The sequence below is a fragment of the Kitasatospora sp. NPDC058243 genome (assembly GCF_042882025.1).
GTDB lineage: Bacteria > Actinomycetota > Actinomycetes > Streptomycetales > Streptomycetaceae > Kitasatospora.
The window spans coordinates 17,791-39,207 of record NZ_JBHVWW010000050.1 but is presented as its reverse complement, the minus strand read 5'-3'; the positions used below and the strand labels follow the sequence as shown (position 1 = coordinate 39,207).

General features: G+C 69.7%; 19 protein-coding genes and 1 pseudogene. 10 read left to right on the top strand and 10 right to left on the bottom strand.

Annotation, left to right across the window (positions count from 1 at the left end; translation table 11 throughout):
- Positions 1–10: 10 nt before the first annotated feature.
- The 4 genes from ACFVX9_RS27545 to ACFVX9_RS27530 all read right to left on the bottom strand — a co-directional run bounded on the left by ACFVX9_RS27545 (position 11) and on the right by ACFVX9_RS27530 (position 1,884).
- On the bottom strand, positions 11–565 hold the full coding sequence (locus ACFVX9_RS27545; protein WP_387984089.1) for a hypothetical protein: 555 nt from the start codon (positions 563–565) through the stop codon (positions 11–13).
- 173 nt (positions 566–738) lie between these two features.
- The gene (locus tag ACFVX9_RS27540; protein WP_380478870.1) at positions 739–1,008 is read right to left on the bottom strand and encodes a hypothetical protein; all 270 of its coding nucleotides are present in this window, start codon (positions 1,006–1,008) and stop codon (positions 739–741) included.
- 265 nt (positions 1,009–1,273) lie between these two features.
- Complete coding sequence (locus ACFVX9_RS27535) at positions 1,274–1,645, bottom strand: hypothetical protein (RefSeq protein WP_063352546.1); 372 nt, start codon at positions 1,643–1,645, stop codon at positions 1,274–1,276.
- Complete coding sequence (locus ACFVX9_RS27530) at positions 1,642–1,884, bottom strand: plasmid mobilization protein (protein WP_063352545.1); 243 nt, start codon at positions 1,882–1,884, stop codon at positions 1,642–1,644. Before ACFVX9_RS27530 ends, ACFVX9_RS27535 begins: the two co-directional genes overlap by 4 nt.
- Positions 1,885–2,879: 995 nt before the next feature.
- Between ACFVX9_RS27530 and ACFVX9_RS27525 the strand changes: the two genes are divergently transcribed.
- Genes ACFVX9_RS27525 through ACFVX9_RS27515 form a run of 3 tightly spaced genes read left to right on the top strand, consistent with a single transcriptional unit; the run spans position 2,880 to position 5,967 of the window.
- On the top strand, positions 2,880–3,965 hold the full coding sequence (locus ACFVX9_RS27525; protein WP_244293829.1) for a bifunctional DNA primase/polymerase: 1,086 nt from the start codon (positions 2,880–2,882) through the stop codon (positions 3,963–3,965).
- Positions 3,962–5,566 (top strand): phage/plasmid primase, P4 family, encoded by a 1,605-nt coding sequence (locus ACFVX9_RS27520; protein WP_363373991.1) that lies wholly within the window; start codon positions 3,962–3,964, stop codon positions 5,564–5,566. Before ACFVX9_RS27525 ends, ACFVX9_RS27520 begins: the two co-directional genes overlap by 4 nt.
- Positions 5,563–5,967 carry a DUF6009 family protein gene (locus ACFVX9_RS27515; RefSeq protein ID WP_063352543.1) on the top strand — a complete coding sequence of 135 codons (405 nt, stop codon included), beginning with the start codon at positions 5,563–5,565 and terminating at the stop codon, positions 5,965–5,967. The genes ACFVX9_RS27520 and ACFVX9_RS27515 overlap by 4 nt, the downstream gene beginning before the upstream one ends.
- Before the next feature lie 78 nt (positions 5,968–6,045).
- Here the strand turns inward: ACFVX9_RS27515 and ACFVX9_RS27510 are convergent, their stop codons facing one another.
- Together ACFVX9_RS27510 and ACFVX9_RS27505 are read right to left on the bottom strand one after the other, a co-directional pair.
- Positions 6,046–6,594, bottom strand: coding sequence for a hypothetical protein (locus ACFVX9_RS27510; protein WP_387984046.1), 549 nt, complete (start codon positions 6,592–6,594; stop codon positions 6,046–6,048).
- 240 nt (positions 6,595–6,834) lie between these two features.
- Positions 6,835–8,340 (bottom strand): hypothetical protein, encoded by a 1,506-nt coding sequence (locus tag ACFVX9_RS27505; protein WP_387984043.1) that lies wholly within the window; start codon positions 8,338–8,340, stop codon positions 6,835–6,837.
- Positions 8,341–10,424: 2,084 nt separating this feature from the next.
- Between ACFVX9_RS27505 and ACFVX9_RS27500 the strand changes: the two genes are divergently transcribed.
- The 3 genes and pseudogenes from ACFVX9_RS27500 to ACFVX9_RS27490 all read left to right on the top strand — a co-directional run bounded on the left by ACFVX9_RS27500 (position 10,425) and on the right by ACFVX9_RS27490 (position 12,994).
- Entirely contained in the window at positions 10,425–10,706 is a 282-nt protein-coding gene (locus tag ACFVX9_RS27500; RefSeq protein ID WP_387984041.1) for a hypothetical protein, read from the top strand.
- A gap of 758 nt (positions 10,707–11,464) precedes the next feature.
- A pseudogene (locus ACFVX9_RS27495) lies at positions 11,465–11,835 on the top strand (IS5/IS1182 family transposase); the annotation flags it as partial.
- Positions 11,836–12,814: 979 nt separating this feature from the next.
- Positions 12,815–12,994: a hypothetical protein gene (locus ACFVX9_RS27490; RefSeq protein WP_380370947.1), complete on the top strand. Its 180-nt coding sequence runs from the start codon at positions 12,815–12,817 to the stop codon at positions 12,992–12,994.
- 713 nt (positions 12,995–13,707) lie between these two features.
- Here ACFVX9_RS27490 and ACFVX9_RS27485 read toward each other — a convergent pair.
- Together ACFVX9_RS27485 and ACFVX9_RS27480 are read right to left on the bottom strand one after the other, a co-directional pair.
- The gene (locus tag ACFVX9_RS27485) at positions 13,708–14,985 is read right to left on the bottom strand and encodes an MFS transporter (protein ID WP_387984038.1); all 1,278 of its coding nucleotides are present in this window, start codon (positions 14,983–14,985) and stop codon (positions 13,708–13,710) included.
- 79 nt (positions 14,986–15,064) lie between these two features.
- The gene (locus ACFVX9_RS27480; protein WP_063352539.1) at positions 15,065–15,658 is read right to left on the bottom strand and encodes a transcriptional regulator; all 594 of its coding nucleotides are present in this window, start codon (positions 15,656–15,658) and stop codon (positions 15,065–15,067) included.
- A 546-nt stretch (positions 15,659–16,204) separates the two neighbouring features.
- On the opposite strand from ACFVX9_RS27480, the gene ACFVX9_RS27475 reads away from it, so the two are divergent.
- Complete coding sequence (locus ACFVX9_RS27475) at positions 16,205–17,059, top strand: M4 family metallopeptidase (protein WP_387984036.1); 855 nt, start codon at positions 16,205–16,207, stop codon at positions 17,057–17,059.
- A gap of 283 nt (positions 17,060–17,342) precedes the next feature.
- On the opposite strand, the gene ACFVX9_RS27470 is transcribed toward ACFVX9_RS27475, so the two are convergent.
- On the bottom strand, positions 17,343–17,729 hold the full coding sequence (locus ACFVX9_RS27470) for a hypothetical protein (RefSeq protein WP_380370939.1): 387 nt from the start codon (positions 17,727–17,729) through the stop codon (positions 17,343–17,345).
- A 166-nt stretch (positions 17,730–17,895) separates the two neighbouring features.
- Between ACFVX9_RS27470 and ACFVX9_RS27465 the strand changes: the two genes are divergently transcribed.
- Positions 17,896–18,198 carry a hypothetical protein gene (locus tag ACFVX9_RS27465; RefSeq protein WP_380370936.1) on the top strand — a complete coding sequence of 101 codons (303 nt, stop codon included), beginning with the start codon at positions 17,896–17,898 and terminating at the stop codon, positions 18,196–18,198.
- Positions 18,199–18,315: 117 nt separating this feature from the next.
- Here the strand turns inward: ACFVX9_RS27465 and ACFVX9_RS27460 are convergent, their stop codons facing one another.
- Entirely contained in the window at positions 18,316–18,807 is a 492-nt protein-coding gene (locus tag ACFVX9_RS27460; RefSeq protein WP_387984033.1) for a TetR/AcrR family transcriptional regulator, read from the bottom strand.
- 630 nt (positions 18,808–19,437) lie between these two features.
- On the opposite strand from ACFVX9_RS27460, the gene ACFVX9_RS27455 reads away from it, so the two are divergent.
- Both ACFVX9_RS27455 and ACFVX9_RS27450 read left to right on the top strand, forming a co-directional pair.
- Complete coding sequence (locus tag ACFVX9_RS27455; protein ID WP_279634975.1) at positions 19,438–20,076, top strand: ParA family protein; 639 nt, start codon at positions 19,438–19,440, stop codon at positions 20,074–20,076.
- Positions 20,076–21,359 (top strand): ParB/RepB/Spo0J family partition protein, encoded by a 1,284-nt coding sequence (locus ACFVX9_RS27450; RefSeq protein WP_387984030.1) that lies wholly within the window; start codon positions 20,076–20,078, stop codon positions 21,357–21,359. The genes ACFVX9_RS27455 and ACFVX9_RS27450 overlap by 1 nt, the downstream gene beginning before the upstream one ends.
- The last annotated feature ends 58 nt before the right edge of the window (positions 21,360–21,417 follow it).

The window sequence follows — 21,417 nt, the reverse complement described above, 5'->3', positions numbered from 1 at the left end:
GCGAACCGGCTCAGCCAGACCCCGCCGCCGTGCTCCGCGCCCGGAACCGCGGCCACGCCCACGAGCCCGCGCCCACCAGCAGGACCGCCCCCAGCGCGTACACCGGCAGCCAACGCGTCGTCGTCGCCGCCAGGCAGACGTCGACGGCCTGGCGGCTCTGCTCCCGCTGCACGTACCCCAACGCGTCACCGGCACGCCCGGCCAGGTCCCCCAGCGCGGCCTGCGTCCGCAGGACCTCGTAGCGGCCGGCCTCGACGCACCCGCTGCGCGTCCCCGGCATGGGGAACAGCCAGTCCCAGCGCTGAAGTGCCGGAGCCAGCGCCAGCGCCACGCACAGCCCCACGACCAGCGAGTACGCCGCCAGGCTCCGCCCGTAGGCCGCCCGTCGACCCGGCGCCGGCAGCGGCGCACGGCCGAACGACAGGACCACCGCGAGCAGCGTCACTCCGAGATAGGTGGAGAACCACTGCCATGACCCCTGCGCGAGCGAGAACGCCAGCACCACGCCGAGCGCCGTCCCCAGCACACCGGCATCACCGGCCGTCCGTCCCCCGCCCGCGCCCATGGACACGGGGCCGCGGTCACCTCCAGGGCTGTGCCCACTCACAGGCTCTCCTCGTCCGCCAACGGGGCACCAGCCTCCCGCCACCGCCTACCGCCACGGCTTGTCACCACACCGGTGAGCCCTCGGACGCCACCCGCCCAGCCCAGCCCGGGCCTACGGACGGGTCAGTGCCCTCACCGCTCCCAGTAGTCGACGTCGGGCAGCCGTATCCAGCTGTCGGCGGGGCCCGTGACGGCGCGGGCGTCGGTGGGGCGCAGGCCCGCGAAGGCGCAGGCCTGGGCGACGGCGTGGTGGTGGTAGAGGTAGCCGGTCAGGACCTCGTCAGGGGTGTGGTTCGGGAGGGGGGCGCCACCGGGGTGGAGGTCCCAGGCTTCGACGGTGCCGTCGCGGACGATGCTGCCCTGGTTGCCGCTGTTCCAGGTCACACCGTCCCAGCCCGTCATCGCGGCCCCCGTTCGTTCGTCGTCAGCGCGGCTCTCCGCGAGCGCCACCCGTCCACACACGATGGCATACCGGTCTGACAGTCGCTGTCCGGTGCCTTCGGTAGCTGCTGGGGCTGTGCCCTCGGTGACCGCCAATCGTCACCGGACAGCGCCGCGGGGGTCTCCCCCGGCTGCCCGACCGTCGTGCTCCGGAACCGCAGGACCGCAGGACCGTGCCGGGAGCCCGACGCCTTCCAGATCCCGGCTGACCGGTCGTCGACCAGGGTCAGCGGTACCAGCTGCGGACGGCGGCCGCCGTCTCGCGGACGTCCGCGTCCCCGGCGCGGATGCGGGCGGCCAGGTCGGCGGCCTGCTTGGGCTCCGCGGTGACGATGACGCCGGAGGCGCTGAGGTAGGAGGCGGCCACGACGGCGGCGAAGTGCTCGTTGGCGAACTCCAGGGCCGGCACGCGGATCAGCTGGTGCATGAGAGCGGCGGCCCGCTGGTGCACCTCGCCGTACACCGGCACGTCCATGACCTCGTCGAGGTGACGGGCGACCGCGGCGGCGAGGGTGCCGTAGTCGGTGATGTCCGGATCGGCGGGCAGGAACTGGTGGGCGATGTCAAGCAGCCACGCCCGGTCTATCCGGAGGATCACGCGGCATCCGCTGCGGCGCCGCGAGTGCTCTGGGGGTAGGGCCCGAACTCGGCCTCGAAGGCCGGCGCCCACGTCGGCGCGAAGTGCGCCGCGGCTGTCAGGAACCGTTCGCGCCGCTCGTCCGCCTCCTCGGCCAACACCTTGCGCGCATAGTCCGTCAGGCTCAGCCCGGCTGCCTCCGCCCGCTGCTCCAGCGCCTCGTGCACGGCGTCGTCCAGTCGCACGTTCAGCTGCTTCATAACGGCGAATCGTAGTTCGGGGTACACCCCGCTACAAGCTTGAGAACGGCGTGTCGGGCAACACGGACCACCCCGGCGGGCTCCGGCACGTCCTGAGCGACCAACCCGGCCGATGGCCAACGGAGCCTCGGCCCGTTGCTTTCTCGACCAAGTCGGAGTCTCGGTCGCTTGGGTCGCTTCAGTAGCTGCCCTGCCGAGCCGCGTCCTGGCGCTACGGACCCTCCGCCGGCTCAGGCTTCCAGCGACTGACCCGGATCCGGCGCCACAAAAAGGCCGTACGTACCGGGACAGCAGGGCAACGGCACTGTCCTCGGAGGGCAACGGCGACCGAAGCGACTCAGCGACTCAGTGCTGGAAGTGTTCAGGCACTGATCGCTCCTGCGGACATAGTCCCAGGTCACAGCAGCGAAGCGACTCTCCAGGCCCTGCGGCGGAGCTACTGAAGCGACCCAAGCGACCCAAGTCGGGGACTTGCACGAGAACCTGGTCCGGCGACACGCCGGGGGACAGTGCCCGAGAGACTCAGTCACTTTCAGTCGCTGAGGTTCAGTCGCTGGGAAAAACCCCAGGTCAGGGCAGGTTCACCCACCCCGTCAGCGACCGAAGCGACTCAAGGTCAGGTATATGAAGACATTCCCCTGTGCGTGTGCGCGTTATAGACCCGGGCTTCAGTCGCTTCAGTCGCTGTTTGCTGTTAAAACCGGCTTTGACCTGCGAAAATGCCGGAAGACCGAAACCAGCGACTGAACGGGGTCAGTCGCTGGTCCGGGTTTCGGTAGCTGAGTTTCGCCGCCGACTCCGGCAGTTCGCGTTCCCACGTCCTCGCTCGGATAGTCTGTGTGAGCTATCTTCTGGACTTCGGTCGCTTCAGTCGCTGATCCGGCGCCCACCAGTGCCCTGACCTGGCTATTTGCCCTCAGCGACTGAACGAGCGACTCAAGTCCGAGCAGCTACCAACCATGGGGAGAGGGACCAGCGTGACGGCGCCTAAGGCCGTGGGGAGCGACCGAGCGTTTCGCCAGCCGGATGCGCTGGCCGTCGCGCGCTGGTGCGCCGTCCAGGGTTGGCCCGTCCACCCGCTCGCACCAGGCCGCAAGACCCCGCCCGCAAACTGCCAGCCCTGCCAGGAGCCGGCTCACAGTCCCGCCGACTGCCCGTGCCCTGCGGCCGGTCGCTGGTGCCACGGCTTCCACGCGGCCACTCTCGACCAGGACATCCTCACCGCCTGGTGGCGCGTCAACCCGGACTTCGGTACCGGGGTCGCCTGTGGCCCGGCGGGTCTCGTCGTCATCGACGTCGACAGCCACCCCAGCACCGTCCCCGCCCGGGACCGGATCCTGCCCGGAATCCCGATCCACGAGAACGTCAACCTCGACGGCCTTGAGAACGGCTACCACACCCTTGCTCTGCTCGCGGCCCTGCGCCAGGCTCCTGACCCGGCGACCGACACGGAAACCCTGCGCGTGCGCACCCCCTCCGGTGGCCTGCACATCTGGTACCAGGAGGACGCCCCCCGCCGGTTCGCCTGCTCCACCGGCTCCTCCAACGGCCGGGCCCTGGCCTGGCAGGTCGACGTGCGCGCCCACGGCGGCTACATCGTCGCCCCCGGCACCGTGACCACCGCCGGTACCTACACCGCGCTCCCCGGGGCAAGGACCCCCGCGCCCCTGCCCCAGTGGCTCAGCGACGAACTCGTCCGCACCGGCCACCTCAAGGACCAGCCCAGCACCCAGCGCCCCGCCCAGCCGTCCGTCCCCGACCGTGGCCGCGCGGCCGTCGTCGCGGCAGGCGGCGGCAAGCGCGGGGCCGAGCGAGTCCTCGACACCGTCCTCCAGGACGTCACCGACTGTGCCACCACCCCCGAGGGGGCCGGTTTCACCGGCAAACTCAACCGCGCCGCCTACACGATGGGAGGCCTGGTCTCCGCCGGTCACCTGACCCACACCGCCGCCGAGCGGCTCCTGCTGGACGCGGCCCGCACGGCCCGCCCCAGCCAGGACAGGCAAAGCTCCGCCGTCATCCGCTCCGGCCTCGCCGCCGGCGCCCGACAGCCTCTGCACGTCGGGAAGGCACGCGGATGAACGACAGCACCCGCAAGAGGACGGTCTTCGATCCCGTGGCCACGGCCCAGCAGATCCTGGAGTACCCGCCGGTCCCCGGCCCAGCCTCCCCGCCCCCCTGGCACGGCACCCCCGTCCAGGAGAGCCTTCTCGACACCCCGTCCGCCGAACCCGCGCCGGCCCCCGAGCCTGTTCAGGAGACCAAGCAGGCCCCGGCCGGGCCGGAGGCGAGCGCGCACGGTCTCCTGCCCGACTCGCTGTCCGACCGAGGCAACGCCAAGCTCTTCGTCCACCTCTACGGAGGCGACTACCGCCACGTCCCCGGCCTCGGCTGGTACCGCTGGGCGGCGCACCGCTGGCAGCTCGACGAGGACGACACCGTCCTGTGGGCAGCCGGCGAGATGGCCGAGAGCATCGCCACCCACGACCCCCGCGGCGTCTACACCAACACCGATCTGCGTCGGCACCGCCGCCGGGCCCTCTCCACCTCGGGCATGAACGCCATGCTCGCCCAGGCCAAGTCCGCCCCGGGCATGGTCCTCAACGCCGCCCTGCTGGACGCCGACGCCTACGCCCTGTGCACCCCCGGCGGCGTGGTCGACCTGCGCACCGGCGCCATCGTCCCGCCCGACCCGAAGGTCCACCACCACTCCCGCTCCACCACCCTGGCCCCCGCCCGGATGCGGACCCCGCGCTGGGACCGCTTCCTCACCGACACCTTCGGCGACGACAAGGAAGGCCGGCAGACCCGGGACTTCCTCCACCTGCTGCTCGGCTACTCGATCAGCGGCGACGTCGGCGCCCAGGTCATGCCGTTCCTCTACGGCCAGGGCAAGAACGGCAAGAGCGTCCTGCTGGACGTCATGATCCAGCTCCTCGGCGACTACGCGGACGCCGCCCCGCCCGGCTTCCTGATGGCCAAGACCTTCGACGGGCACCCCACCGACCTCGCCGAACTCCATGGCCGGCGCATCATCGTCTGCTCCGAGCTCAAGCCCGGCGACCGCTTCGACGAGGCCCGGGTCAAGCTCCTCACCGGCGGCGACAAGATCAAGGCCCGCCGGATGCGCCAGGACTTCTTCTCCTTCGAACCGACCCACAAGCTCTGGCTGCTCGGCAACCACCGCCCCGAGGTCGGCACCGGCGGCTTCGCCTTCTGGCGCCGCATGCGTCTGATCCCGTTCGAACGGGTCGTCCCCGAGGAACGTAAGATCGACAACCTGGCCCACGTCCTCGTCGCCGAGGAGGGCCCCGGCATCCTCGCCTGGCTCATCGACGGCGCCCGCCGCTACTTCGCCGGCGAGAAGGACCTCGCCGGCCCCCAGCGCGTCCAGGTCGCCACCACCGCCTACGCCGAGACCGAGGACCACGTCGGCCGCTTCCTCAAGGAGGCCTGCATCACAGGCGAGGGCATGCGCGCCGAACAGTCCCAGCTCTTCGGCGCGTACACCCGCTGGTGCGGATTCGAAGGCGCCAATCCCGTATCCGGTCGTGCGTTCGCTGCACGAGTTCGCGAGACACTGGGTATGACCTCCCCCAAGGAGATGGTCCTGTCCAACAGTCGCAAGTACTACCCGGGCATCGGCCTGATCACCGACGACACAGAGGAGCAGAACGCGTGAGCGCGCTGATCGACCCGGCCGAGCTCGCCCACGAAACCGATCTCGTCTGGCTTGAGGACACCACCGACCTCGACTACGTGCGCCAGTCCCTGGACCGCCTCACCACCCGCCGCGGCCGCCCCGCCTACCACCGCGACGGCCGCATGGTCGGCTACGCCATCCTCGGCCCCGACGCCAGATCCTCCCGGGCCTCCGGCACCTTCCGCCGCCGCGTCTTCTGGCTCCTGCCGCACGACCGCGACCAGGACCCCGAGGGCCTCTACTCCACCGGCGCCCCCTCCGAGGCCGTCGACCCGCGCACCGTCGCCCCCGGCGTCAAGGGGTACAAGACCGAGCGCTCCGAGGGCGGCCCGGCCTCGCCGGCGATGCTCGAACTGGGGATAACGCTTCCGAAGGCGTGACCGTATCGGCGTGGGTGCACTCGCACCCACGCCGTTTTGATCAGACGGCAGCTGCTGTTGCTCGTCCGGCTCCGGCGGTTACGGCTCGGCGTCCGGGCGGCGCTGCTCCTCGAAGAGGGCCGACTGCCCCGCCAGGAGGCTGTCCAGGAACCGGCCGTGCTGCGGGGGCGTGCGGTCCTCGGGCTCCAGGGCCGGGGTGAGGGCCTGAGGAACCTCGGTCTTCCGGCCTTCGGCCCGCGGCTTTTCGGCTCGCAGCGTTTCAGCCTGCGGCGTTTGGATCCGTAGGGTTTCGCTCTGGAGGACTCGGGCCCGGAGGACTTGGGTCTGCGGGACCTCGACCTGGCGGACCCGCCCGGCACCCAGGACACCGAGCGCCTCGGCGAGACAGGTCATCGCCTGACCAGTCTCGGCCTCCCTCTCCCCCGGCCTCTCCCCCGTGCTGGTCTCGTCCTCCACCTGGGCGCGGTCGCGCGGCGACGTATGTGCCTTCGCGGCTCTCGCTGCCTTCGCACCGCCCCGGCCGGCCATCGCCGCCCCCGTGCGCGACGCGGCGGACTCCTTCCGAAGCCGGTCGACCTCCGTCTCCAGTGCCGCCAGGCGCATCCGCAGGTCGTCGAGCTCGCTCATGCTCCCCCTCGTTCAGGACCGTCCCCGGCCTCCCACGGCCGTTGACGTGCCGCTTCAGCCTAGCCGGGCGCCCCCGGGCCGCCGCCCCCGGCTACGGACCTGGCCACGGGCACGCCAGTTCGCTCGCCACTCACACGTTCGTCAAAGGCGACGGCAAGTAGTTCGGACGCTGCCGCAATGCTGTTACTCCGCCTCATGAGCATCGGGAGCGGCCACTGAAACCTCGCGGCCGTCGGCGCCTCACCGGGTTGCGGCTCCGGGCAGTTCGCAGAGGTCGAGCAACTCGTGGAGGCGGTCAGCGGCCAGATTCGGGTTGGCTGCGGCTCCTTCCGCGTGCTCCGGGTCGTTCAGCAGAGCCGAGACCAGGTCGAGGGGAAGGCGCGGATTGGCTGCCGTGGCTTGACGGACGCTGGGTTCGGGGTCGGCGAGCAGGTGGACGGGCGGCTGGGCCAGGCCGGCGTCGGAGGCGGCCAGAGCGCGGACGTCCGGGTCGTCGTGGTCGAGCAGGTGGTCAAGGCCGGTGCGGGGTAGGCGGGGCAGCGTGAGCAGGTAGGGCCGCTGGCGCGGTGCGGCGATGAAGGCGTCGAGAACGAGTGCGGGCGGTGCCAGCGGGTGGTTGAAGGCCAACAGATGGCGCACGTCCACGTCCGCGTCCTCGGCCAGACGGTGCACCAGCTCCGCCGACAGCAAGGGGCAGGTCGCGGCAACTCGGCGCAGCTGAGGATCCGCGGACGCGGCGCACGCCTCGTACCAGCTCGTCCCCGGCTCGACGAACATCTCGCCGATAGCACCGACGTTCTCGACGGCGTGGCCGAAGACCCGGTCGATGGCGGCGCGCTGCGGCCAGGTCCGCGGCAGCGGGTGCAGCTGGGCCCGGGCCCGCACGGCGCTGTCCGGGTCCTGGGCCAGTTCCGCCAGGAGTGGCGGGTCCAGGTCGGCTCTGGCGGCCACCTGCTTGCGCACGTCCGGATCGGGGTCGTGGGCGAGGCGGGCGACGATGTCGCCGGGCGTGTGGGGGTTGCGGGCAAGCGACCACAAGTCGCGCCGTTCAGCGAGGCACTGCTCGGCCACGGCGGGGGAGACGGCGTAGCTGATGAGCAGAAGATTCCGGGCGTGGCAGTCGCGTTCCGGCAGCTCCGCTTCCATCGCCGCCGGGTCCAGGATCCGGCGGCGGTCACGGGCGGCCTCTGCGACGGTGGGATCCGGGTCGGCCAGGAGCGCGTCGCGTTGGCCAGGAGTCAGCCATAGCCACAGGCCGGCGGCCTGGGCCCGAAGTACGGGGTTCGGGTGGTCGAGCATCCTGCGGTGGAACGATGCACGGATCTGCCCGGAGAACGCCAGCTCCTGCCGGATCTCGTCTGCGCTGAGCATCTGGTCCCGGTGGTGTTCGTCGCGGGTGGTCAGCAGGATTTCCAGGACGTCGTCGGGCAACGGCTCGGCCCTGCTCAGGCGCGGGCGCGGACCTGCGGCAAGGCTCGCGCGGACGAGGGCATTGGGGTCGTCGACCAGCCGGCCGCGCTGTTCGGGAGCGGCGTGCCGGTTGCGGGCGAAGGCGCGGCGGACCGTCTGCTCGGGGTGTGCGAGCACCGCCTCGACGACCTCTGGGGGAAGGGCACGTTCCTGGCAGAGGGCCGTCCAGGCAACGCGCCCCTGCGAGGCCAGCAAACGCAGCAGAACCTCGGGCGGCGCAGCCCGGTTGGCCGCGACGCCTCGCAGCCACGGTTCCGCGAGAAGAGAGGAGGACATCGGGACATCGTGGCAGCGAGTACGGCACCGCGTCGACGGGTTCGCTGAACCTGACGGCCCACCGAACCGCAGCTGCCGACTTTGATCGACCATTGCTGCCTCCTGAATTTTCCGCGGAAAATTCAGGAGGCAGTGAGCGAGTGGGGCCGACGTGTCATCTGGATCGGGCTGCCGCTCCCCCGCTGGCTCAGCTCTCCACCGCTGAATTTTCTGCGGAAAATTCTGCGCCTTCGGACTGGGCGCTGCGGAATCGGAGGCCCGCTAGCGGACCTTCGATCGTGCTTCGGCCGCAGTGGATCAGGTCGACTGACACGGCCTGGGGCAGTCGTTCTTGACGGCGCGGGCGAGGCGGGGGCTCGTGGTGATGAGCATCCGGCGGGCCGTCCGGAGTGAGTCACGGGAAGCCGATCAATCCCCCGGGCCGTCCCGGTGTCCTCTCTGAGGCTCCGAATTTTCTGCGGAAAATTCCGAGATGCGGTTCAGCAGTCCGGGCTGTCGAAGCGGCCGGTTTGGCGGAGGAAGAAACGGGAGGTCTGTCTCGACCTGGACGGCGCGGTTCAGGACGGATGGTCGTCATCCCGGCAACGCCCGCCGTCGTCGCCTACCAGAACCAGTGTGGTGGGCGCTCCTGCCCTCGGCGCGGGCCTGCGGGCAATCGCCATGCAGTGAGCTCGGAGCAGGCGATTTTCCGCAGAAAATTCTCCACGCTCAGGACAGTCGTGGGGCAGAAGCTTCTGCCGCTCCTTGTCCCGCCGGCGGATGATGGGCAGAGCAGCTGTGCGTCCTGGCGGCCATCGGTCTCATGGATTCGCACGTTTTCTGCCGTTGGCACAGCATGGCGGACACGCGCCGTTGGAGTGGGGTCCGGACGGGGTTTGACGTCATCACGGGGAGTCGATCAATCTCCCAGGCCGTCCCAGTGTCCTTTCTGAGGTCCCGAATTTTCTGCGGAAAATTTCGGGACGCGGTTCTGTAATCCGGCTTCCTGGTCCACCGCGATCCGAAGAGAGCGGCACTCGGCCGGCTGGCGAACGACCTTGCGGGCGATCCCGGGCAGACCTGTCGGTTCTTTCTGGTGGAGCCGTACCATCGGCCCGCGGTCGTGATGGGCACTCAGCCACGTGTGGGGAAGTCGTTGAGGCGACTGATCCAGCCTGAAGTAGATGGCGCGTCTGTCTCGACCTGGACGGGTTTGGCTCGGGATGGACGGTCGTCATTCTGCAGCGCCCGTCGGCGCCGTCTACCAGATGGCGCTTCTTCGCTTGGCGCAGGCAGGCAATCGTCGCGCAGCGAGCCTCGGAGGGCGCGTCGCGTCATCAGGGAGAACCCAGCAATTCCCCGGGCCACCCCAGCGCCCTACCTGAGGTCCGCCGAATTTTCTGCGGAAAATTTCGCAGCGCGGTCCACCGCAGTCCGAAGGGACTGGCACCCGGCCGGCTGGCGAACGACCCTGCGGGCTTGCTCGGCCGGACCGTGTGGGGCGGGCCAGCGGAGCCGCATCATTGGCTGCGGTTGTGACGGAAGCTCAGTCGTGTGTGGGGGAGCTGTTGAGGTGACTGATTCAGCATGGAGGAACGGAGCGTCTACCTCGGACTGGATGGGTGTGGCCCACGATGAATGTTCGTCACCGTGGCAGTGTCCATCGGCGTCGCCTACCAGGACCAGTGCGGTGGGTGCTCCTGCGCCCGGCGTGGGCAGCTGGGTAGTCGTCGTGCAGCAAGCTCCGGATAGCACGACTGTGTCCTGGGCCAGGGGGTCGCGGCTCGGCGATTTTCCGCAGAAAATTCGTCGGCGGTCGGGCAGGGGCAGAGCCGCTGTTGGTCTTCGCCTCGGTAGCGGATGACTGGGTACGCGTCCTGCCACGGCCCGTGTCGACAGGCTCTACGACTCCGGCGAACCGGCCTACCTGTGCAGGCGCGGCATCCGTCGCACCATCCTGGAGAAGACCTACCAGATCCGTAGCCGAAAGAAGCTCGGCGGCGGCGACGGGGTACGACGAGTTGGCTGTCCGCTACGAGGCAACCGCGTTGATCGCTGCCATATCCGAGTAGCTGCGAAACGCCCCCCGCTGCGATCATGTGGCGGTGAACGATGGACTGCCCGACGGCTGGACGATCGAGCGAGTGCGCTCCGCATCAGAGGATCCTGAAGCCGCCTTGCTCACCCTCGAACGACTGGTCGTGGTCGAGGAGCACGGCCGCGCGGACTATGTCTCACTCCGACCCGACGTCATCCTGTCCCTCCACGGCCTATGCCTCGTGCGAGCGGACGACGACTGGTACATGGGCGAGCTCGACTCCGACGGCTCAGTCATCTGCTGGGTCGCCTACGGTCCCGACTTGGGCGAAGCCATCCAGGGGTTGTGAGTATCAGGCGATCGGCTTGATCACTTTCAGCGTGCCTCAGCGGGGGAGAGGACCACCCCGACTTGCCGTGATAGGCGCTCCCCCGTAGGAGGCCGCAGGGGAGTCGAAGCCGTCGGCAATTCCTGTGTCGCGAGGGCGGGGGGCCGCTTGCTGGGAACCGGCACACAGCGCTCGCGCCGATCGGAGCCCGATCTGTCTAGCAGTCAGCCGACGGATTTTCCGCAGAAAATTCGAGGGCTTCGATGGGGGAGCAGCATCAGCATCCGGACCAGCCGACTGGCAAGCGCACGCTCACGTGCTGCACAGCCACGACTCGGACCCGGGTTCGGGTTCGGGTTCCGGCTCATCAAGGGGCTTCCGTGCCGCCGATCCATGCCGTCCGGGCTGGCTCTTCCGAGCTTCTCCTCGAAGGCCGGCCAGAGTTCTCGACGGACATCCATCGTGCCTACGGGCAACGGCAACGGACGATGCCAGCAATGGACGATGCGGGGGCGGCCGATCCATGGGCCTTCGTCGAGGGACTCTGAATTTTCCGCAGAAAAGCCGATGCGCCATCGGCCAAAGCGATGCTCTGGACATCCACGGCGGCGCCGAGTTCGCCATCTCTACGTCCGCCGGTTGACCTGCTCTACGGCGCCTCTGCCTTCACGATCGAACCAGCAGCTCGTATCCGACCGGACCGATGGCCCCGGAAGTGCTCACCGGGACAGGGCCGCCACCCCCCGATCTCGACCGTACGGCTCATACCTCGGAGAGAACCCGGCCAGTGGGGCAGCGGGCCACAGCTGATGCCGGTCGTCGAACGCATTGGACTCAAGGGCCCCGGCGTGGTCATTCGCGCACACCCCCGACTGCCGCCGCAACTGTCGCTACCTGCGAAGGCGCCAGTTTCAAGCACACCATTCCGGAGAAGCAGGATCAGCGGGCCAACCGTCGGCGACGACGCAGCTGAAGAGATTGGCCGGGCTTCGACAAGGAGATGTACAAGCGCCGGAACGAGGTCGAGCGCACGGTCAAATCGGCTCAAGCATTCCCGGGCCCCGGGGCTGTGGCGACGCGCTACGACAAGCGTGCCTACGTTTTCACCGGCGCCGCCACGGTTTCCTCGATCCGGCTGTGGCTCAGGCCGTGGGTCGGTTTTTCAGGCCCGTCGCGATGCCGTCCCAATCCGGGCCGTGTAACCACAGACTCTGTGCCGCCTTCCGCATCAGTGCCGGCTCGCCCGGCCGTGGCAGAAGCACGAGCCGGTACGCCAGACTCCGCATCTGGACCGGCAGGTAGCCCCGTCAGCTAGCTGCGGGCACAGCTCCCGCAGCATGGCGAGGATCGCATCCGCGTCGGCGAAGGCCAGCTCCCCGGCGAAGTGACGAAGTAGATGGCGCTGACGGCCGGTACCTCGGTGCTGCCAGGAACCCGGGTCTACCGTGAGGCGGAGGCCCGGAGGCCCGGAGGCCCGGAGGCCCGGAGGCCCGGAGGGGAAGGGGAGCGGGTGAAGGTCCAACTTGCCGCGCTGCCGCAGCGGGCTGCGGTACGCCTGAGGTCGAGCTGGCTGGCCAGGAGGTGGCGGAGCTGGGGACGGGTTTCCGGCGGAAGGAGAAGCGGGCGCGATGTTCGGCACCTGCCCGGCGTGGGTGTGAGCGCGAGTGGCTTCTTCGAGGCCTCGGGAGCCGACTCCTCAGCGGTCAGAGGCGATTTGCATGCCGCAGGCCACTTCACGTTCAAGGGCCTGAACACAAAAGACGTCAGAAGACCACTAATAAACAAATCTCGATACGGCGCCGTTTTCGGACGACGTGGTGCTGGGCATGTCGACCCGTAGCCTTCCGATGGTGGTCGGGCCCTTCGGCATTTAGTTCGTATGCACAAGAAAGAGGGCGGTCCGGATGCGCGGTGCGGATGCGGTGGCCGAGGTGAGCCAGGTCGACGGTCGAGACTTCGCGACGTGTCGGGTGATCGACCCGACGAGTCCGGATGTGGGGGAGAGGGCAGGATGCGGCCTGGGGGAGTGGCGGAGCGTCGTCCACCAGAGCCGGGCGCCTCGCGCGGACGGGAGCCCGGTGCGCGGGGATGACTCCCGCTGTCGAGGTGCCACGGGACTCTGTGAGTCGGTGACCGAGTCCTGGAAGCTCATTGACGCCTGGCTGGCGAAGAATGCACCGGCCAGCCTGGCCGAGCTTCGCCCGCCCGCATCGCCCGAAGCCGTCGGGCGCACCGAGGAGCGGCGCGGGTTCGAGATCCCCGCCGATCTGTGCGAGTCGCTGCTGTGCCACGACGGAGACGACGCCTAGATCGCTGTCCTTCCGTGCGGCCCCTGTACTCCACGGAGGGGATCTGGGACGCCGACGATCCGGACCAGCAGGACGACCCGTGGTGGGGAGCGCGGTGGGCCTCGTTTGCCAGCCGCGACGGCGGCGAGCCCGACCTGTGGCACAACCACCTCGGAGGGCTGCCTACGACTCGGCCTACCTCGCCGGCTGGCCGAGCTTCGCTACTTGGCTCCACGCCGTCGCCCGGACGATGCTGCATCACGACGACCGCGATCACGTCGAGCCATTCAGGTCACCAATTCACTTTCATATCAAGGTAGTTGATCTATAGATCTCACCGACCGGGCGGAACTCGGTTGAACTGCAAGCCCTTTGTGGGAGTCCTGCTCAGGCGTTGGGAACGCAACACCTGAACTGGGCGGACTGGTCTTCGGTGTTGCCCACTACCTGGTTGAAGAGCCCGCGATGCGGTGTGTCATCACATCCCGCACGAGGCCCGCCGTGAAAGCCAGTTGCAGGTGTCTGGTCATCGGACGCGACACGACCGTGGCGAGTGCGGTGCCGGACACCGGCCGAACTCCGCTGCCTACACGAGAAGTTCGGAGCCTGTCGGCTGGAAGTCGCCTACGAATGGCTCCCGATAGCGGAGGCCTTCGCGAAGCCGTCCACGGTGCCCGGAGGGCAGTGCCGTCAGTGGCGCCGCAGGTGACGTGAGTGGGTCGCTGCCCGGCCGGTCACACTTGGTGCCGTCGGGGCAGTTCGGCGTGCCTGACCGGGGCGGAGGCCAGGGCGAGGGCCGCGCCCAGGCCGGCGACGGCGCCACAGCCGAGGAACACCGGTGCGGCGCCCCAGGTGCCGATGGCGGCGCCGACCAGCGGGTAACACAGGGGCGCGAGACCGACCATGGTGAGCATGACGACGGAGGTGACCCGGCCGAGATAGGCGGGGTCCGCGGCGGCCTGGATGAGGGCGTTGTCCAGGGCGCCGGAGACGCCCAGGCTCAAGCCGACAACTGCGGCCAGCACCGCGGCGGTCCACAAGGTCGGGACCAGTGCCATGGCGGCCGCTCCCGTGCCGCCCACGAGCAGTGTCGCGGCCAACACGAGGCCCGCGCGCGGCAGCCACCCGACGACGGCGAGCAGCGCGGCGCTGACCGCCGCTCCGGCGCCGAAGGAACCGACGATCCACCCGTAGCCGGAAGGCCCCCAGCCGCGTTCGGCGTTGAGCAGCACCATGCCGACGTTGAGGGTGCCGGTGAGGCCGAGTTCGCAGACGGCTCCGGCGGCGACGAGCGGGCCGATGAGGCGGTGGCGGCGGATGTAGCGCAGCCCGTCGAGGAGATCGGTGCGCGCGCTGCCGGGTTGCGGAGCGTCCTCGCCGCGTGCTCCGAGGGGACGTATTCGTACCGTCAGCAGAAGCGGCAGGGAGAGGGCGAAGAGCAGGCCGGCGGTGGCGAAGGCCGCGGCCGCACCGCCGAGGCCCATGGCGAGGCCGCCGATCGGCGGGCCCGCGATCTGGCCGAGGCGCATCGACAGGGACCGCAGACCGGTGACGCGGGCCAGCTGGTCGGGGCCGGTGATCCGCGGCGGGAGGGCCCCGACGGCGGGGATGAACAGCGCGTCCACGGCGCCGAAGACGAGCGCCACCGCGACCAGGACCCACAGGACCGGCGCGGTCAGCGCGATGCCGGCGGCCACCGCGAGGATGAGCAGGCAGCGCAGGGCGTCGCTGCCGAGGATCACCCGACGGGGGTCGGTCCGGTCGGCCAGCACGCCCCCGCCGAGCATGAGCAGCGCCCGCGGGAGCGCCCCGGCGGCCATGACGAGGCCCACCTCGGTCGGGCCGCCTGCCTTCTGGGCGGACCAGCCGAGGGCGACGAAGTACACGCTGTCGCCGACGAGCGAGGCGGTGTACGCGGCGAGCCAGCGCAGCACGTTGCCGTCACGGAAGGCCGGGATGCCGACGCGTTCGGGCGGGGCCGTTTCGGGCGGGGCCGTCTCCGCGGTGGCCATGATGGGCTCCAGCAGGTCGGGACACATCCGTGTCAGGTGCGGGACGGGAAGAGGCGGAAGGGGCACAGAGGAGGAGGCGTCAGGGGCGGAAGGGGAAGCCGTAGAGGTGCACGGACACGTGCTCGCGGTCCTCGGTGTCACCGGCTGCCTTGGCGGCCTTGCCGCGCTCCCGCCAGCGTCGCCCCAGCGCCACGAGTTCGCCGTTAAGCTCGGCGAGTTCGGCCGGCGTCAGGTCGAGCATCCACTCGGAGCTGAACGCAGAGTCCGTCCACACCTTGCCCCAGGCGGCGCCCTGGTCCAGGTAGGCGCGGTACTGGGAGGCCCGGGTCTCGACGATGCCGCGGGTGACCGCGCCGACTGCGGCGGCTCCCTCGGGCGTGCCCGCGAAGTTCGAGTCCTGAAAACCCCAGCCCTCCTCGGAAGCCACCTGCCACCACCGTTCGCGGCCGTCCGCACTGCGGCCGCTCGCCGCGGTCACGAAACCGTGTTCGGCCAGCTTGCGCAGGTGGTAGCTGACCAGCGACGGGGCCGCGTCGACCTGTTCGGCGAGCTGGGAGGCGGTCGCGGTGCCTGCGGCGTACAGCAGCCGGTAGAGCTGCATCCGTAGCGGGTTCGTGAACGCCTTCAAGCGGGACAGGTCGGTGATCTGGTCGGGCTCGCGCTCGGGTTGCATGTCCCGACCGTAGGTCTGAAGGGAAAATTGCGCAATAAAGTTTTCAGATCTTCGGAGGAGCGATTCCCCAGAGGGGTGATGCCGCCACCGCGTGGCCCGCTTCGGCGGTCGCCAGCCGACCACCCCGTCGGCGCGCGCAGTTCGGCGATCTCACAGTGGAAGCGCCGCGCGACCTGGACTCGGCCGCTCTCGATCCGGCCGGCGCCGACGGCGGGGCGGGGGTGGGTGCCGGGCAACGGCCTGGTCCAGATCGTGCTGCTGGCATCGGCGGTGACGTCCGGGCGTTGGTGCCTGACGCTGTCGGAGATCTCGGAAATCAAGTGTCGGGGCATGATCCGATCGGCCTGATGACAGAGCGTCTCCCCCCAGCGCGGGATCTGTCCGTCCGGCGGGACCTCCGGGTGGGATCGCCGAGCCTGTCGCTCAGGGGCAGTTAGCCCCAGCACCTGTCACGAATACTCAGGAAACGGCTCGGAACTGCTGAAAGCGCCGCAGCCGGGATGGCCGGTGATCGTACTGGATTGCATGGATGCATAAGACACGCCCGTGCCCCGCCGTGAGATCTACGACGCCAGGAACAAAGAGAGCCTCCCGGGCGCCCTGGTGCGCTCCGAGGGCGAGGCTGCGAGCAAGGACGAACTGGTCAACAGCGTCTACGACACGCTCGGCACCACCTTCGACTTCTTCCTCACCGCGTACGGCAGGAACTCCCTCGACGGCGAGGGCGGCCCACTTCGGGCGACCGTCCACTGCGGTGACAAGTTCGCCAACGTGTTCTGGAAGGGCGGGCGGCTGGTTCTCGGCGACGGCGACGGCGAGTTCATCCAGCTGCGTCCACGCGACCTCCTCGACGTCGTCGCGGCCAGCGTGAGCGGGCAGATCCTGAACCCGCAGCTCATGTACCTCGGTCAGTCGGGGGCGCTCTCCGAGTCCATCAGCGACGTCTTCGCCTCCCTCGTCAAGCAGTACTCGCTCGGCCAGAGCGCCGACCGGGCCGACTGGCTCCTCGGCGCCGGAATGCTCTCCCCTGGTCTCAAGGCCAAGGCGCTGCGCTCGCTGGCCGCACCCGGCACCGCCTACGACGATCCCCGGCTGGGCAAGGACCCCCAGCAGGCCCACATGGGCGGCTACATCGAGACCCAGCAGGACAACGGCGGGGTGCACCTCAACTCGGGTATCCCCAACCGCGCTTTCCACCTCGCCGCCACCGCCATCGGCGGCAACGCCTGGGAGAAGGCCGGCCGGATCTGGTACGACGCCGCGACCGGCGGCAAGCTCGCCGCCGATGCCACGTTCGCCGACTTCGCCAAGTTGACCGCGACCGTCGCCGAGGACCTCTACGGCAGCGGGACCGAACTGGACGCCGTCAACAACGCCTGGAAGTCGGTCGGCGTCCTCTGACCCCTTCCTCACCAACAGGTTGTCCGGCGGGCCCACAGGACAGGGCCCCGCCGGAAGAACGCGCCGAGCCGTTCGGCGTCCTCCGCCGCGTCGCTGGGTTTCCCTCGGCCGGGGTCACCCCGGTGGCTTCGAGAACGATCAAGTCAGCCCCCGGGGTGGGTGGCGGCGCGCCAGGACCATGGCCGTTGGACGCCCTGCCGGTTGAGGAAGTCCTGCAAGGCTGTCGGCTGCAGCACGGGCACAGGTGCCGGCGCGGTTGGGGGAGGGGCCGGGGACGGGCCGGTCAGGCCAGCCAGCGCAGCACGGTCCAGGGGCCGGCGGGCAACGGGGAGAAGACGATCGTGGGTACCAGGAGCAGTCCGGCACTCACCCACCAGTAACGCCGGCCCCGTAGGCCGGTCAGGCTGCGGAGCCCGAGGTTGACCAGCCACCACAGCAGGCCGAAGACCGTCCAGACGACGACGCCGGCCACTATCCACACCATCGGGCCGTCGTTCTCGGTGGGTTCGCGCTGCCCGAGCCCGAGCCAGACCAGCGGGTAGTTGAGGAAGAACACCAGCGTGAACATCAGCGGGACCATGGCGGCGAACCCCAGCGCGACGTTGGCCAGCACCGGGGCTGCCCACGCCGCCCGCCTCGGCTGGGCCTCAGGCGCTGCGCAGGGGTGCATGGTGCTTCTCCAATGCCCGGTAGAGCTCGATCAGTTCGACGTCGTATTGCCCTGGCTGCCCACCGCCGAGGAGGCGCCCGGATTCGCAGCGAGAAGGGCGTCCGTTGGGGAGAGCGGGCGGGCCTCGGCTGCCTTCGCCTGATCAGCTGTTCCGGATACTTCTTCCATGGGAAGCAACAGGAAGCCATTCTGGCGCACGCTCGGAACTCCGAAGACGCTCGCCCTGTACCGCACGCCCGACCGGTGGCGGTTCGCCGTGTACTTCGAAGCGCCGGGAGGGGTCGCCGACGGTTTCCTCGATCGTCCCGCACCCTCCTGCGAGGCCGAGTTGGCCCAGTTCGCTCTGCGCCTCAGGACCGAAGAGATCACCCATCGGGATCTTGAAGTCTCGTGGCAGCCCACCGATCGACCGGACTGGTGGATCGGAGTCATCACCAGGGTCGGCCCACTCCTCGATACGGATCACTGATCCGCCCTCGGCAGCCAAGTAGCGAACCCGGCCAACCTATGCCGTCACAGCACCGGTAGGGCTGCGCCAGGAGACGAGGTCGACCTCGCCCGTGACGGCGTCGGCCGTGGTGTCGAATCAGCCGTGGGCGACGTCCTCGGGCACCGACCGGGCGAGGGTGTCGGCTACCGTCGTGCAGGCGAGCCAGGCCACGGAGCGCAACTCGGCGTCGGGGGAGTCTGCCCGGCTCAGTACGGCCAGCGACTGGTTGACGGCGACGACGAATGCGGCGAGTTCGTCGAGCGTCCGGGGGTCGGCCGAGGAGTCCGCCAGTGCTGTGCGCACCCGTTGGCGCTGCACGTCGAGCAGACGGCGCACCTGCGCGCTGTTCTCCTCCTTCAGCGTCGGCGACTGCGCGGCGGACTGGGTGATGAGGCACCCTGCGGGGACCGACGGGTTGGCGATGCGGCCCAGGACGACGCCGAAGAACGCCTCGACCGCGCGCACCGGATCACCGGGGTGTGCCGCAAGCGCCTGCTCGTACTGCGTGCCGTAGATCGACGCGTAGCGGTCGAGGCACTGGCCGCCGCCGACGACGTGCAGGGCCCCGTCCTCCCCGACTGCGGCCACTACCCGGCCGAGGAGGCCCCGCAGGCGATGCTGGCCGCGCTGACCGCGTTCCTGACCCCGTACCGGGACGGGGAGACCGCAGAGGACGCCCCCACGGCACGCGTCGGCCCCACCACCCCGGCCTGTGACTGACCCCCGTGCTGGCGGGGGAGGGGCTTCTTTCTGGCCTGCGCGGAGCAGTGATGCCTTTGCCGTTTCTTGATCAGGGCTCACGCTGCCGGATAGCGAACTGCGGTGATCTGTTGAACTGTCAGGAAACGGCAGGGAGGTGTTCCATACGCCAGGGCTGCGCGGGGGCGCACGGCTGTTCGGGTTGGCCGGTGAAGGTGAATGCGTCCTGGTAGCGGCGCCATCGCGATGCCGCTGTCCGTGCGTCACGCTCTCTTGCGATGGCGGGATTCGGGGCCGGGTCGCCGGGGATATTCGGCGGGTCCTCGGAAATCAGGGGCTCAGGGAAACGGACATTGTGCTTCATGACACGCGGGTCGTGTCGGCATCAGGCCTGATCATCTGGAATGCTGTTCCAGTCCGCCGTCACCGGCTTTGATCGGCGGGCATCCGCAGTACCGGGCAAGCGGCCCGGGAAGCCCACGGAGAGAACGGAACATCATGAAGCCATCTGTACTTGTCGTGTCCACTGACCCTCAGGGATCGGCCGTCGTCTGGGCGGAGCGGGTGGGGGACAACCTGCCCTTCGATTTCATGGCAGCGCACGACCAGGCCGATCAGCTGCTCCACCTCAAGAACACCGGTGCCAAGGTCCACGTCATCGCCAACCAGAAGGGCGGCGTCGGCAAGACCACGACCACGGTGAACCTCGCGGCGTGCACCTTCGACGTCCTCGGCGAGAAGGACGAGTACGAGCACATCTTCATCGACACGCCGGGCACCCTGGCCGATGAGGAGATCCTGCGCAGTGCTCTGGAGATAGCGGATGACGTCCTGGTCCCGATGATCACCGAGCCGTTGTGCTTCGACCCGACGGCGCGGACGATCCAGAAGGTCATCGAGCCGATGGACATCCCCTTCCGGGTCGTCATCAACAACTGGGACCCCCGGGACGGCCGCGCCGACCTGGAGGATACCGAGGCGTACATCGCCGCGAAGGGGTGGCCGCGGGCCAAGACGGTCCTGCGGCGTTACAAGATCCACTCCCGGGCGGTGGCCGAGGGAACGGTCGTCACCCAGTACAAGGAGAGCGGCACCGCCTACCGGGCCCGCGAGGACTTCTTCCGGCTGTCCCTCGAGCTCGGATACGGGGGTCGCTGATGGCCGGCCGTCGTGTTTCCTTCGCCTCGATGGCGGCCGACCCGGTCGTCGACGCCCCCGGGGTGGTCAGCAACCAGGAGACTCCGGCCCGGTGGGTCCCCACGGGGCCGGACTCTCCGGCCCGGTGGGTTCCCACCGCCAACTGCCTCCCCAACCCGCGCAACCCGCGCGACGACCTGGGCGACCTGTCGGACCTGGCGAGCATCAAGGACCGCCAGCTGCAGAGCTGCCTCGCCGTCACCCCGGACGCGTACCTCCGGCTCTGGCCGGAGGACGAGGGCCTGCTCGCTGCGGGCCCGCAGGACGTGGTCATCGTCAACGGCAACCGGCGCCGGGCCGCTGCCGCGCTGTACGGGCGCGAGCAGCTGCTCGTCGTCGTCGACGACTCGGTGGCGGACTCCAAGGCGACCCTGCTGCGCGCGGCGCTCGACGAGAACATGGCGCGCAAGGACTTCGACCCGATCGAGGAGGCCAACGCGGTCCTGCTCATCGTGGCGCAGTACGCCACCGCCAAGGAGGCCGCCGAGGCGGAGGGCTGGTCCCAGAGCTGGATCTCGCACCGCAAGAACCTGCTGAAGCTCCACCCCGAGCTGCAGCGGCAGGTGCGGGCCAAGGCGCGGGGCGAGGAGGGCGTCTCCATCAACGTCGCCCGCCGTCTGGGATCGGTCAAGGGCATCGAGGCGATGTCCCTGGCCGAGCAGACGGAGCAGCTGGAGCAGCTGCTCCAGGCCGACGCCGATGCCGTCGCGGCGAAGCGGGCGGCGAAGCTGGGGGCCCGGGCGGCGGCTCAGGCGTCCGCGGACGGGGCGACTCCTCAGCCCGCGCCGCAGCGACCCGTCGCATCCGCGAGTGGGCCTGCGGAGAGCGCGACCACGACCGCGGCTGTGACCGCGGCTGCGTCCACGGGCACCGTCACGCCGTCGCCGGTGGATCCGTCGCCGGCGGAACCGTCGGCCTCGGCTACCCGGTCGAAGCCCGCCAGTTCCGGCGCGGGTGAGAGCTCTGCTTCGGCTCCGAGCACCGAGCCTGCTTCGAGCACGGAGTCCGCTCCGAGCGCCGAGCGATTTTCCGCGGAAAATTCCGAGCCTCTCCCGATGCCGGAACAGCGAGCCGAGGCCTCCCCGGCCGAGCAGCCGTCGGCCACGCCGTCCGCGGAACTCGGCGATGTCGACTGGCACGACGTCGAGGAACTCGCCGACGCCATCTGCCGCACCCTCTCGGCCGACGAGGCCTACCGCCTCGCCGACGCCCTGGCGAACCGTCTGCTGACGACCAACAGCTGACGCGTCCTCCGGTGCCCGCCCCGTCGTTCGCACGGGGCGGGCACCGGATCGGCTTCCC

Coding starts and splice junctions, on each gene's coding strand:
- ACFVX9_RS27485 (WP_387984038.1), bottom strand. CDS start 14,985: ATGGCCACCGCGGAGACGGCCCCGCCCGAAACGGCCCCGCCCGAACGC.
- ACFVX9_RS27505 (WP_387984043.1), bottom strand. CDS start 8,340: ATGTCCTCCTCTCTTCTCGCGGAACCGTGGCTGCGAGGCGTCGCGGCC.
- ACFVX9_RS27530 (WP_063352545.1), bottom strand. CDS start 1,884: ATGAAGCAGCTGAACGTGCGACTGGACGACGCCGTGCACGAGGCGCTG.
- ACFVX9_RS27450 (WP_387984030.1), top strand. CDS start 20,076: ATGGCCGGCCGTCGTGTTTCCTTCGCCTCGATGGCGGCCGACCCGGTC.
- ACFVX9_RS27540 (WP_380478870.1), bottom strand. CDS start 1,008: ATGACGGGCTGGGACGGTGTGACCTGGAACAGCGGCAACCAGGGCAGC.
- ACFVX9_RS27470 (WP_380370939.1), bottom strand. CDS start 17,729: ATGCACCCCTGCGCAGCGCCTGAGGCCCAGCCGAGGCGGGCGGCGTGG.
- ACFVX9_RS27545 (WP_387984089.1), bottom strand. CDS start 565: ATGGGCGCGGGCGGGGGACGGACGGCCGGTGATGCCGGTGTGCTGGGG.
- ACFVX9_RS27510 (WP_387984046.1), bottom strand. CDS start 6,594: ATGAGCGAGCTCGACGACCTGCGGATGCGCCTGGCGGCACTGGAGACG.
- ACFVX9_RS27520 (WP_363373991.1), top strand. CDS start 3,962: ATGAACGACAGCACCCGCAAGAGGACGGTCTTCGATCCCGTGGCCACG.
- ACFVX9_RS27480 (WP_063352539.1), bottom strand. CDS start 15,658: ATGCAACCCGAGCGCGAGCCCGACCAGATCACCGACCTGTCCCGCTTG.
- ACFVX9_RS27465 (WP_380370936.1), top strand. CDS start 17,896: ATGGGAAGCAACAGGAAGCCATTCTGGCGCACGCTCGGAACTCCGAAG.